11 protein-coding genes are annotated in these 12,492 nt (G+C 59.4%); 7 read left to right on the top strand and 4 right to left on the bottom strand.

Going from position 1 to position 12,492, the window contains the following annotated elements; translation table 11 throughout:
- The first annotated feature begins 24 nt into the window (after nucleotides 1–24).
- A complete protein-coding gene (locus AC522E_RS01745; protein ID WP_500748689.1) occupies nucleotides 25–1,011 on the top strand; it encodes a bile acid:sodium symporter family protein in 987 nt (328 codons plus the stop codon).
- A 120-nt stretch (nucleotides 1,012–1,131) separates the two neighbouring features.
- On the opposite strand, the gene AC522E_RS01740 is transcribed toward AC522E_RS01745, so the two are convergent.
- The gene (locus tag AC522E_RS01740) at nucleotides 1,132–1,998 is read right to left on the bottom strand and encodes a LysR substrate-binding domain-containing protein (protein ID WP_500748688.1); all 867 of its coding nucleotides are present in this window, start codon (nucleotides 1,996–1,998) and stop codon (nucleotides 1,132–1,134) included.
- A gap of 158 nt (nucleotides 1,999–2,156) precedes the next feature.
- Between AC522E_RS01740 and argH the strand changes: the two genes are divergently transcribed.
- The 4 genes from argH to AC522E_RS01720 are packed head-to-tail and all read left to right on the top strand — an operon-like array spanning nucleotide 2,157 to nucleotide 6,149.
- Complete coding sequence (argH, locus tag AC522E_RS01735) at nucleotides 2,157–3,593, top strand: argininosuccinate lyase (protein ID WP_500748687.1); 1,437 nt, start codon at nucleotides 2,157–2,159, stop codon at nucleotides 3,591–3,593.
- A gap of 11 nt (nucleotides 3,594–3,604) precedes the next feature.
- Nucleotides 3,605–4,519, top strand: a complete 915-nt coding sequence (locus AC522E_RS01730) for an amino acid ABC transporter permease (RefSeq protein ID WP_500748686.1) — start codon at nucleotides 3,605–3,607, stop codon at nucleotides 4,517–4,519.
- A gap of 3 nt (nucleotides 4,520–4,522) precedes the next feature.
- Complete coding sequence (locus AC522E_RS01725; protein ID WP_500748685.1) at nucleotides 4,523–5,287, top strand: amino acid ABC transporter ATP-binding protein; 765 nt, start codon at nucleotides 4,523–4,525, stop codon at nucleotides 5,285–5,287.
- Between the two features lie 28 nt (nucleotides 5,288–5,315).
- On the top strand, nucleotides 5,316–6,149 hold the full coding sequence (locus AC522E_RS01720; RefSeq protein WP_500748684.1) for an ABC transporter substrate-binding protein: 834 nt from the start codon (nucleotides 5,316–5,318) through the stop codon (nucleotides 6,147–6,149).
- A gap of 87 nt (nucleotides 6,150–6,236) precedes the next feature.
- Here the strand turns inward: AC522E_RS01720 and AC522E_RS01715 are convergent, their stop codons facing one another.
- Complete coding sequence (locus AC522E_RS01715; protein WP_500748683.1) at nucleotides 6,237–6,791, bottom strand: GNAT family N-acetyltransferase; 555 nt, start codon at nucleotides 6,789–6,791, stop codon at nucleotides 6,237–6,239.
- Between the two features lie 356 nt (nucleotides 6,792–7,147).
- Nucleotides 7,148–8,605, bottom strand: a complete 1,458-nt coding sequence (locus AC522E_RS01710) for an MFS transporter (RefSeq protein ID WP_500748682.1) — start codon at nucleotides 8,603–8,605, stop codon at nucleotides 7,148–7,150.
- A gap of 142 nt (nucleotides 8,606–8,747) precedes the next feature.
- On the opposite strand from AC522E_RS01710, the gene AC522E_RS01705 reads away from it, so the two are divergent.
- On the top strand, nucleotides 8,748–9,650 hold the full coding sequence (locus tag AC522E_RS01705; protein ID WP_500748681.1) for a LysR family transcriptional regulator: 903 nt from the start codon (nucleotides 8,748–8,750) through the stop codon (nucleotides 9,648–9,650).
- 246 nt (nucleotides 9,651–9,896) lie between these two features.
- Here AC522E_RS01705 and AC522E_RS01700 read toward each other — a convergent pair whose 3' ends face one another.
- Nucleotides 9,897–10,811, bottom strand: coding sequence for a LysR family transcriptional regulator (locus AC522E_RS01700; RefSeq protein WP_500748680.1), 915 nt, complete (start codon nucleotides 10,809–10,811; stop codon nucleotides 9,897–9,899).
- A gap of 166 nt (nucleotides 10,812–10,977) precedes the next feature.
- On the opposite strand from AC522E_RS01700, the gene AC522E_RS01695 reads away from it, so the two are divergent.
- Complete coding sequence (locus AC522E_RS01695; protein WP_500748679.1) at nucleotides 10,978–12,447, top strand: M81 family metallopeptidase; 1,470 nt, start codon at nucleotides 10,978–10,980, stop codon at nucleotides 12,445–12,447.
- The last annotated feature ends 45 nt before the right edge of the window (nucleotides 12,448–12,492 follow it).

The following is a 12,492-nucleotide window of genomic DNA, read 5'->3' as shown; positions in this document are numbered from 1 at the left end:
AAGTGGAAGCTACCAATGCAAAGGATGTTGGCCCTTCTCTCTTACCTGAGGCCAGATCGCTTCACGGTCGCGCTGGTTGCGACGGCCGCTGTCGCCTCGGTTGTGCCTGCGACGGGAGCAGCCGCTCCGATTTTCAAAGTCGTCATCTTCTGCTCGATAGCGCTTTTGTTTTTCCTGCAGGGAGCCCGCCTGTCGAGAGAGACGATCGTCAAAGGCCTCATCCACTGGCGGCTGCATTTAACGGTATTCGCAGCCACTTTCATCCTGTTTCCGCTACTCGGCCTCGCGTTGAGCCTAAGCCTGTACCACATCCTGGCTCCTGGCATTGCAATGGGAATCCTCTACCTCTGTCTTCTGCCGTCCACGATCCAGTCTTCCATTACGTTCACCTCGATCGCTCGTGGCAACGTGGCCGCCGCCGTCTGCAGCGCATCAGCGTCAAACGTGGCCGGAGTGTTCCTGACCCCGCTGCTCATGAGCTTTCTCATGCACACTGAAGGTTCTGTCCCGCTTGGCTCGCTCGGCTCCGTCGTGGGACAGCTGCTCGTGCCGTTTGCCGCAGGACATCTGGCACGCCCCGTAATTGGTCAATGGGTTGAAAAGCACCGCAGACTCACAGGGTTCGTGGATCGCGGTGCGATCCTTCTCGTCGTCTACTTCGCATTTGGCGAAGCCGTGGCAAATGGCCTGTGGACGCAGCTTGGTGCACGGGACCTCATTATCCTCGTGCTTATCAGCTGTTTGCTTCTTACTCTTGTCCTCATCATCACGACAAGTGTGAGCCGTTTGCTCGGGTTCTCTCAGCAGGACGAAGTCGCCATCGTGTTCTGCGGCTCAAAGAAGAGTCTGGGCAGTGGTGTGCCCATCGCAAGCATCCTTTTCCCGGCGGCGACCATCGGCGCGGTCATCCTACCCTTGATGCTCTTTCATCAGATCCAATTGATCGTCTGCGCCGTCCTGGCTCGGTCCTATGCAGCCCGCGCCACGCCCCCCACTTCGTGGAAGAACTAGGTCCACGCCGCCGTCGTGCCGGGAGAATATGTAGTGCCGTGGTATGGCGAATGCAGTGGGATCATCCTCGGAGTCGACAACGGACCGGCGAGCACTACAACCCTCCGCTTGCCTGGCTCGTCACGATGTCTGCACCTCTGCCAGCAGCCAGTTTTGAAAGGCCTGCAGGCCAGGGCGTCTGGGTCGATCTTCCGGCGTCGTGAACCAATAGGCATTGCGGCTCTTGAAGCCTAGACCTGCCGGGTTGACGAGGCGTCCAGTCTCGAGCTCTTCCTGCACAAGGCGTCGTGGAACCAATGCGAGGCCCTGGCCGGAGATTGCCGCTCTAATGACCAGCGAATAGAACCCGAACCGGATCGTATGAAGTGGGGTGAAATCATCGAGACCATGCGCATCGCCGAACTCACTCCAACGCAAGGGCGTCTGAAAGTGATCGAGAACGGTATAGCGGCGAACGTCGTGCGCAGTCTCGATGCCACCGAGTCGTGCTACGAACGACGCGGCACCCACGAGAGCAACATCCCTGCCGAACAGATAGCGAGCTTGGTGTCCTGGCCACACCCCCTCTCCAAACCGGAACACGCCATCCGCGGCTTCAGCCGTATCCGCGTTGACGAATGTTGTGAACTGGACGTCGATTTCGGGATGGCGTTCCGCAAAACGAGAGAAACGCGGCACCAGCCAGCGGTCACCGATGATCGGCAGCACATGGAGCCTCACGGACCAAGGCGACGCCTTAAGGGCCGAGATCTGCGCATTCGCCGCCTCGAGTTCAGCCAAGGCGCGGCGGACATGATTCACATATAGTCGGCCCGCCTCTGTCGGGACGAGGCCACGGCTACTGCGGGCGAAGAGGGCAATGCCAAGCGTCTCCTCCAATCCGCGCAGGTGCTTGCTCACTGCGCTCTGGGTCAGATTGACGGCGTCTGCCGCGCCGGACGCCGTACCGTGCTCGGCAATAGCCAGCAGAACGCGGAGGGCTGTCATGGAATTTGGAAGGCGATGGATACTCATGAATGGGAAAATGCATTGAGGACAACTTGATATCACGGCTGTTCTATTCCAAAAAGGAATACCGAAGCGAGGAATTTTCATTTGCCAGCGGAAGGCTCCCTTGGAACATCAGCAGAAAAAGGGATTCCGCCATGACGCCGGCAAATGTTCTTTGGGCTTCGAGATTTCGCTCTGGACCGTCCCCCGAGCTTATGGCCCTCTCACGCTCGGACCCAAGCCATTTCCGCTTGGCCCCGTATGATCTCGCGGCATCGTTCTCTCATGCACGAGAGCTGGTGAGGGCGGGATTGCTCACCTCAGAAGAGGGAAATTCTATCGAGACGGCCCTCGCGGCACTCAGGATTGAAGTTGCAACCGGAAATCTTCTCCCGTCGGATTCGGACGAGGACGTGCACACGTTTCTCGAGCGTGCCCTGATCGAGAGGCTCGGGCCGCTCGGCGGTAAGCTTCGGGCAGGACGGTCCCGCAACGATCAGGCTGCCAACGACCTCAAGCTCTACCTTCGGGACCAAAGTCGTCACATCGTCCTTGAGTTGCTGGCTCTTCAGGAGGCTCTTGCGCTTCAAGCCGAGCAGCACATCGATGCAGTGGCACCGGGCTTCACGCATCTCCAGCCGGCTCAGCCGGTAAGCTTTGCACACCAGCTCCTCGCCCATGCCCAGGGCTTCGCTCGGGACATCGCGCGGATGCAGGACTGGGACCGGCGGACCGCGCGCTCTCCGCTCGGTGCAGCGGCGCTCGCAGGATCCGCCATCGCCAAGCAGCCCGAACTTTCCGCTCGTGAACTGGGCTACGACGGCCCCTGCGAAAACTCCATCGACGCCGTCGGCAGCCGGGATCACGTAACGGAGTTTCTATTCGCAACCGCGATGATGGGCGTGAATCTGTCCCGCCTTGCCGAGGAGATTTTCCTCTGGTCTTCACGTCAGTTCCGTTGGATCGAGCTCGATGATGCCTATGCGACCGGCTCATCCATCATGCCGCAGAAGAAGAACGCCGACATTGCGGAGCTCACGCGCGGCCGCGCTGCCCGGCTCATCGGTGGCCTGAGCACGATGCTGACGGCCCTCAAGGGGCTGCCTTTTGCCTACAATCGCGATCTCGCCGAGGACAAGCGGGCCGCTTTCGAGGCCGTAGACACTCTTTCTGCCGTGCTTCCTGCCATGGCCGGCATGGTACGTACTATGCGAGTTGATGCCGGCGAGCTTCGGCGGCAGGCAACCGATGGCTTCACGCTTGCGACCGAGGTGGCCGACTGGCTTGCCCGGCAAGGCGTTCCTTTCTCGGAGGCGCACGAGGTTACGGGCCAGTTGGTGCGCTATTGCGAAGATCGGAGCATCGGTCTTGAGGATCTGAGCGAGGCCGATCTCGCAGCCGTCGATGCGCGCCTGAACGTCGCCCTCAAGGCGAACTTAACGCCTGAGGCTGCGATCAAGGCGCGAGACGGCTACGGAGGAACGGCTCCGCACCGGGTGTCAGAGCAGCTGTCACGCCTTCGTTCAGAGGTCGACCGACAGCGCGAATGGGCTATGCGCTATGATGGCCCGCGAATTCAAGAGGGTGAGTGAGGAGAACCGGGATGAGCAGCACCACCGCATCCTCCACAAGGGTCACAGGAACAGGGACTGAGCGCTTCGACCCGTCGATCGCCCATCTGACTCACGTGCCGCGCCGCCACTACGGGCGCTGGATCGCCAGTATCTTGATACTTCTCGTCTTCGGCTTTCTGGTAAAGGCCTTCGCTGAGGGGCAGATCGATTGGCGCATTGTCGGCCAGTTCTTCACGGCGCAGTCCATCGTGAGCGGCCTGGGAAATACGATCATCATGACATTCTGCGCCATGGCGCTGGGCATCGCGCTCGGGGTTCTGTTCGCAGTCATGGTCATGTCGCCCAATCCCGTCCTCAAGGGCATAGCTGTCTTTTATATATGGTTTTTCCGCGGCACCCCTCTCCTTCTCCAGCTCCTCATCTGGTTCAATCTGGCTCTCGTCTTTCCACGCATTGGAATTCCAGGGCTTTTCGAAGCCCGTATGGTCGACGTGATGACTCCGTTCGTGGCAACGCTTCTAGGTCTCGGCATCAACCAGGGCGCCTATACGGCGGAGGTGGTGCGCTCGGGCATCCTGTCGGTCGACACCGGACAGACTGAGGCTGCAAAGGCCATCGGCATGACACGCCTGACGACACTGCGACGCATTGTTCTTCCGCAAGCCATGCGCGTCATCATTCCACCCGTTGGCAATGAGGTGATCAGTATGGTCAAACTCACTTCCATCGCGAGTGTGATCGGCTTCGCAGAGGTGCTGCGCAACGCTCAGACGGTTTACTACGCCAACGCGCGCGTCATTGAGCTGCTGATCGTAGCGGCAGGCTGGTATCTGATGATCGTTACCGTTCTGAGCATCGGTCAACATTTCCTGGAACGTTACTTCGCCAGGGGCTCAAGTCATAGCCGCGCTCGTTCAGTAGCGCGTCCGGTAGCGGAGGCCTGAGTCATGATTCCTATCGTCGTCGCAGCGGACGTATGTAAGACCTTCGGATCCGTTCAGGCACTTAATGGCGTCTCGATCGAAATCCCGGCCGGACAGGTCCTCTGTATCGTCGGCCCGTCAGGGTCCGGCAAGAGCACTTTCCTTCGTTGCATCAACCAGCTCGAACGGATCGATTCCGGAGCGATCTGGGTCAATGGGGAGCTGATCGGCTATCGCCGCGTCGGTGACAGGCTCTATGAGCTGAACGATTCTGAAATCGCCCGTCAGCGCCTGACGAGCGGCATGGTTTTTCAGCGTTTCAATTTGTTCCAGCACATGACAGCCCTTGAGAACATCATCGAAGGTCCCGTGACTGTGCAGAGACGCCGCCGCAAGGAGGCCATCGACGAAGCCATGACGCTTCTGGACCGCGTGGGCCTCGCAGCCAAGCGTGATGCCTATCCGCCTGAACTTTCCGGGGGTCAGCAACAGCGCGTCGCGATTGCCCGCGCGCTTGCCATGAAGCCGAAACTCATGCTGTTCGACGAGCCGACTTCGGCGCTCGATCCCGAGCTCGTAGGAGAAGTTCTTGCGGTGATGAGAGACTTGGCTCGATCGGGAATGACGATGATTGTCGTGACGCATGAGCTCGGATTCGCCCGTGAAGTGGCGAACGAAGTTGTTTTCATGGATCGTGGGGCCATAGTGGAACGTGGCCCCCCGCAAGAGGTGTTGGTGCACCCGCAACAGCAGCGGACCCGCGACTTCATCGCCGCGGTTCTGGCTTGAAAACGTTCCCACGAAAGGACCGACGAGAATGAAACTGATAGCAGGATTGATCGTGAGTGCGCTCGCACTGGGCATTGCGGCTCCGTCGAAGGCGGCGGAGCTGCCCGACCGGATCAAAAAGGCCGGCAAGATCGTCGTTGCGACGATGCCCAACTATGCGCCCATCACCTACAAGGACCCGGCGACGAACAAGCTTACCGGCTTCGACATCGATCTCGGCGAAGCTCTGGCCAAGGAGCTCGGCGTTGCTCTCGAGTGGCAGGAGATCGCCTTTGCCCAGATGATTCCCTCACTCCAGACCGGCCGCGTCGACTTGGCACTCGCGGGCATGAGTGACCTGCCAGCCCGCCGCGAGATCGTGGATTTCGTCGACTACCTTAAGTCCGGCGCCCAGTTCTACGTCACAGCCGCCGCAGGTGCGACGATCAAGTCACCCGACGACCTGTGCGGCAAGAAGGTCGGAGCCAGTCGCTCTACGAACTGGCCGCGCCAGATCACCGAATGGAGCCAAGCCCACTGCGTCGCGAAAGGCAAGCCGGCCATCGAGGCCGTCGGCACCGAGGGCTCAGCAGATGCTCGTACGCAGCTCAAAACCCAGCGCATTGATGCGGCGGTTCAGGGCAACGAGACCCTGGCCTATCTGCAGGCCCAGGAGCCGAACACTTATGTTCTGATCGGCGAGGCCTTCACAACGTCTCTCTCCGGTATTCCGGTTCTCAAGACTGAGACGCAACTGCGGGACGCTGTAAAGGAAGGCATCGAGCGCCTGCAGCAGAAGGGCGTCTATGACGAGATCCTGAAGAAATACGGTCTCCAGGCGAATAAGCTGTCGCCAATCGTCATCAACCAGGGTCAGGACTAAGCCTTATCAATGGGATGGGCCCATCGCTGGGCGACAGGGCCCCTCCCTTCGAATGCTCCGAAGAGCGGGTATGACCCTGCTCTTCACTCAACCTCCCCCATCCACGACCGGATCCAGCTCTGCGAGTTCAGCCAGATTGTCCCACGCATAGATAAAATTCTCTGAGCGCCATACGGGGCCAGGATCCGTATAGGATCCTATTCTCCGGCCTCCCAGCGCTTCATAGAACGCGATGGCTGGTGAGTTCCCGATGACAACGCCGAGCGCCATGCCCTCGTAACCTGCTACCAAAATGTGACGCGCGAGCCGAGCGAGCAGTTTGCGGCCAACACCCATACGCTTGAAGGCCGACCCGACGTAGAGGAACTTGACCTCCGCCCGACTTTGAAAGGCGTCATGCGTTGGCGGTCCGGCAACTCCGAATCCAGCAAGTCGCCCGTCCGCTTCCGCCACCAGAACCGTCCGCAGGCTTGCCTCGAGCGCGAGCACATCCTGCCACCGGGAAAGCCGCACTGGCTCTGTCAGAACCTCGTAGGCGGCTTCTGGGGCCAGGCCTCGATACGTTTCCTGCCATGTCTGGAAATGTAATCGGGCAATGGATTTCGCATCAGCGAGCTGTGCTGAACGGATCGCAATGTTCATCTATGTCTTTCTACCAAGCAGCAGTCGTCAATGAAGGCCTCCTTTTCAAATAGCAAAGGGGGACCGAGGAAGGAATAATTCTCCGAATGTTCTCTTTAGGTCAGAGAATGACGCCTGGAAAGGAGGCCGATCGTCTGGCTCTGAGAGATGAGACCGAGTACCGTACTGCGTCCGGGATCGACATTGATGATGTGCTCGTGATCGGCGAAGAGGTCATAATTTGAGCCTCAGACGAGGCTGACCCACAACTGATCTCCCCGCCCGAATCCCATATGCGGCATAGGGGACTGTCTGATGCTCGGTACCGAGCTGTCCCAGGAAAAGGCCGACAAACGCGAGGTGCTTTTTGGCACGGGTCATGGCACGTCACGGGAAAGCAAAAGACGTGTTGTAAGAGCGCGGTCTCCAATAACAATTGCGAGCGCAAGGACGACCAGGACCGTGGCGACTGCAAACGTAATCCGCATACTTCCACCAACAGCCTCGGGATGCGCCGTCGTGGCATCGGTCGCAGAGAGGGAAATTGCGAACACCGCGCCCATGACAGATGCTCCCGTGATGAGGCCGAGATTCCGCGCAAGGTTGAGCAATCCAGAGATGACGCCCCGCTGGTCAGGCTGGAGATGCTTCATCACGGCGGTATTATTGGCAGCTTGAAACAGCGCATAGCAACTGGTGACGATAGCTATGGGGGCGATGTACCCACCCATGCCCATCTCAGCCTGCGTCATGGACAGAGCGATGGAGCCAACCGCCATTCCGGCAAGCCCAACAATGATCAGGCGTTCAGCGCCGAACCTGTCGACAATTCGGCCGGCCGGCATACCGGTTAGCGCTGCGACAAGTGGACCGGCCGACATGACGAGCCCAACTGAGACCGCATCAAGTCGGAGCGCAATAGAGAGATAGAACGGTCCGACCACCAGCGTCGTCATCATCACCGTTGAGACAAGCGCGCTCGCGGCGAGCCCCGCTCTCAGCACTGGATTACGAAACATCTCCAAGCATATCAGGGGAGCGGCAGCATTTGCCTCCGCCCGCACGAAGAGGGTGGCACCAAGAGCAGCACCCACCAGCAGGAAGCCGTTGACCAGGCCGAAATGACCGCGCCCGACTGTCATGGCGAGCGCATAAGCTCCGAGAGTCAAGCCAAGCAGCAGCATTCCCACCCCATCGAAGCCAAGTCGATCCACCTCTGATCGTCGGCTATCCAGCGGCAGAGCGCGATAGGCAAGAAGAAATGAAAGGATACCAAGCGGAACGGGGACGAGGAATATTGCCCTCCAGCCGAGCTCGGCAATCAGAATGCCACCGAGCGAAGGACCAAGTCCGGTGCCAATGGCGGACATGGTTCCGAGCAACCCCATGGCGCCGCCGGTCTTTGCCCTCGGAATGGTTGCGCCGACACAGGCCATGGCAAGGGCCATCATGATGGCTGCGCCCAATCCCTGGGCGGCCCTTGCGCCGATCAGCAGCCATAGAGTGGGGGCGACACCGCATAGGACCGAGGCAACCGTGAATAGGACAATCCCGATGAGCAGCATCTTTCGGGGGCCGGCGAGGTCGCCGAGCCGTCCGGCGGCGACGATAAGGGTGGTGATGGACAGAAGATAAGCCAGAACGACCCACTGAACTTCCTGGAACGAGGCTGCGAACGCCTGTGTCAGGGTCGGCAAGCTGACATTGGCAATGCTGGCTCCAAGCGAGGACAGCAATGTGGAGAGCGAAAGGCCGGCGAGTACCCATCGAACCGATGGAGTCTTCACCGCGCCTCCGGCAACTCCCTTATCTCGTCCTGCAATGGGTAACTTCACTAGACCCTCCCGACTTTTGGCAGCTTCCGAAACGGAACTGTTAGAAGGTAGCCCTTCCCATGGCATGGCGGAACTTGCATCATTTGCACTTCATTCGTGCATTTGACGCCACATCAGGATCAAACCGTGCTAAGTTGAATCCATGCCAAGCCATGATCTCAACCTGCTGGTCACCCTCAATGTGCTGCTTGCAGAAGGCAGCGTTGCGCGGGCGGCCGAACGGTTGCGACTGAGCCCGTCGGCGATGAGCCGGGCACTGGCGCGATTGCGTGAAACGATGGGCGATCCGCTATTGGTCAGGGCCGGACGCGGCCTCGTTCCCACACCCCGGGCACTCGCGCTTCGGGAGCAGGTCAGCCAGCTGGTACAGGAAGCAGAGGCGGTTCTACGCCCCGCTGAGGGACTCAATCTCAAGCAACTCGTTCGGACATTCACCCTGCGGTCCAGCGAAGGCTTTGTGGAAAACTTCGGGTCGGACCTCCTCGCCAGCATCTGCAAGGAAGCTCCTGGCGTACGGCTGCGCTTCATGCAGAAGCCAGACAGAGATAGCAGATCCCTTCGCGACGGGTCCGTCGATCTGGAAACAGGCGTCGTGGGAGAGACGACAAGTCCGGAGGTGCGTGCACAGGCGCTGTTCAGAGATCGTTTCATTGGCGTCGTGCGAATGGGGCACCCATTGAGCCAAGGGGAGATCACCCGCTCCCGTTATGCGACCGGGAGGCATATTTCCGTCTCACGGCGGGGCCTCGACAGAGGCCCCGTCGACGAAGCATTGAAGCCGTTCGGCCTGGAACGGGGCATCGTCACGATTGTTGGAGGTTTTTCGACTGCGGTGGCTCTTGCTCGGGCCTCTGACCTGATCGCCACCGTTCCCGAACGACACACCCAAAACCTGCGCTCCGGAATGTACAGTTTCCCCCTGCCGGTTTCCGTGCCAGAGGTCACGATTTCGTTGCTCTGGCACCCCCGGCTGGATGCCGACCCGGCGCATCGCTGGCTGCGCGAGCGCGTGCGGACCGTTTGCGCACGTGAACCCACCGTATGATCGATACACAGGAGCACCGCCAAAGTCTGGCGTGATATTGCGGGAGCGGGCTCTGCCTCGCCGAGGCCCGGTCGGAGAAGACCGCTGATCAAAAGCCTCGATCATGGTGCCTTCGCTGCACGGTGCTCACGACCGGCAGATGCTACTCATCAGCCTCGTTCTACGCCGAAGAGGGATGATCACTGTCTTCGCCATACGGTAGCGCCTTGTGGGCGCTCCAGCGGGCTGAACTCGGCCGCCCTCGGATCATTTCATTCGCGCGAGTTCTACTTTGACCTGGGCGAGGGCCTCGGCGCACAACCGCAGGAACTGGTCGCTCAGCGCCGAACGCTCGTCACTTGTCGGGCCATAAAGGCCCACAAGATAGCGGATCGGAACTGAAAACCGGCGCAGTTCAATATTCTGGCCCCGGCAATGCAGGGCGCTGATGGGGTTGATGATAGAGACCCCAAGGCCCTGGGCTACGAGAGCGCACACCGATGTCGCTGTCGTTGCCTCGACTCGCAGCCGTCTCCGGACGCCATGTTCCTGAAAAATCGTATCAATGTTGCGTCGATAGGCATCCTCGGCCGAGAAATAGATAAAATCGAGCCCCTCGAAGTCGCTAGGCTTAAGGATTTTCTTCTCTGCCAAAGGATGCCCTTTGGGAATGACGCACATTTCCTCTCCAATATCGATTATGTGCGCCTTCAACCCTTCCAGCCTCGGATCGACCTCAACGATACCAAGGTCATAGTGGCGCGTGGACAATCCATTGGCGACCACCGCCTGCTCGAAGGAATGGATACTAAGGCGGATAGAGGGGTTTATACGGAGAAAATCCCTGCACACCGCGGGAAGCAAGGTTGTGCTGTAGGCCGGGAGGCAGGCGACGCTGATGTGAGCGGAGGCATTGGCCCGGATTGCCTCGGCAGCGCGGGTAATCTCCTCCAGACCGACGAACGACCGGCGGACCTCGGCATGAAGAGACAATGCCGCCTCAGTCGGAAGTAGATGCCGTCCCTTGCGCATAAAGAGGGGAAAGCGGAGCAGACGCTCGAGGTCCTTCAACTCGCGACTGACGGTGGGCTGCGAGGTGCGCAGAAGGGCCGCCGCCTGCGTTACCCCACCCGCAGACATGACCGCGTGAAAGATTTCAAGGTGACGGAGCGATATTGTCACAAGCCCACCAAATCATATCAAAAATGAATGAATTCGCCCAAGAATGATATTTGGAAAATCCTTTCGCCTTTGTCACCATCCTTAAAAGCGGTTTCAAAAAACACCGTTGTAAAGAAACAAAAGGGAATGTCCCACATCGTGGGATGCATCGAAGAGGATGGGTGAGATGGGAAGCCGTGTGCTCGTCGCGGAGTTCATGCACGAGACAAATACGTTCAGCGTCCAGCCGACAGACGAGAACGCGTTCCGGAAATCGAGCTTCTACCTCGACAACGAGATCCCTGACGCCTTTCGGGGCACGCATACATCCATCGGCGCGGCCTTCGAGGCTGCCGAGCAGTTCGGCTGGGACATCGTGCATCCTCTCGCGGCCTCCGCAAACCCGTCCGGTCGTGTCACGAACGCATGTTTCGAGGCAATGACAAACCGGATTCTGTATGCTTGCGAACAGATTGACGGGGTGCTGCTGCATCTCCACGGCTCCATGTCCACTGAGGATTACGATGACGGCGAAGGCGAGTTGCTCGCTCGCCTCCGTGCCCGTCTGGGCTCCGAAATTCCCATCGTCGTCATTCTCGATCTGCATGCGACCGTCACGCAGGCAATGGCAGACAACGCCAATGCCCTGATCTCTTATCGGACCTACCCGCATATCGATCAGTACGAACGGACATGGCAGGGCGCCGAAATCCTTCAGCGGGCCCTTCAAGGCGAAATTTCGCCGAAGGTAGCAGTGGCACGGCGGCCGATTCTCTATGCGCTTGATGGTGGCAGGACGACATCACCGCCCATGAAGGAACTGCTACGCCGTGGTGATGCGATCGAGACTTCGGGGAAAGCCATTGTCGTGAGCGTGCAGGCCGGGTTCTCTTCCGCCGATGTGCACGATATCGGCCCTTCCATCGCCGTAACTGGGAACGATCGGACTTCCGCGCAGGTCATTGCCGAGGAGCTTATGGACTATGCATGGGAACAGCGTACGTTCTCATCGATCCATTTCACGCCTCTTGACGAGGCGATCGCCAAGGCAAAAGCCGGAACGGGTCAATCCAAGCCGCTCATCATTGCCGACTATTCCGATAATCCAGGTTCGGGCGCCTATGGAGATGCGACAACGCTCTTGAAGGCAGTCATCGATGCGGATCTTCAGAACGTTGGATTTCATGCGATTTGCGACCCGGAAGCGGTCCGGCAGGCGCAGGCCGCTGGCGTCGGCAACCAGGTCACTCTCCGGCTTGGCGGCAAGACGGACCCCAGCATGGGCGGAGGTCCACTTGAACTGACCGGCCACGTGGCAGCGATCACCGATGGCAGTTTCATTGCCTACGGCCCCATGGGCGGCGGCGCCCGGCGGAACTATGGCCTGAGCCTCCTGTTCCGTGTCGGTGGCGTCGAGATCATCGTGATCACCAACAACGGGCAAGCCACCGACCTTGGGCAGTTCACGTCTCTCGGTGTGGATCCGACGCGGAAATCAACCCTGATCGTAAAGTCGATGCAACATTTTCGCGCGGCCTTCGAGCCTATCGCGCGGGATGTGCTCGAGGTTGATACTGGCGCCCTCTCGACACGCAACTTCAAAGAGCGGCCCTATAAGAAGGTTCGCCGGCCGATCTGGCCCCTCGACGCGATGTGAGCTTGCCGGAACGGACTACCTCTAGGAATATGGAACCGCCTCGAC

Source organism: Microvirga sp. BF8, from assembly GCF_059888585.1.
Note: the sequence above shows the minus strand (reverse complement) of the source record. Positions and strands in the feature narration are given on the sequence as shown.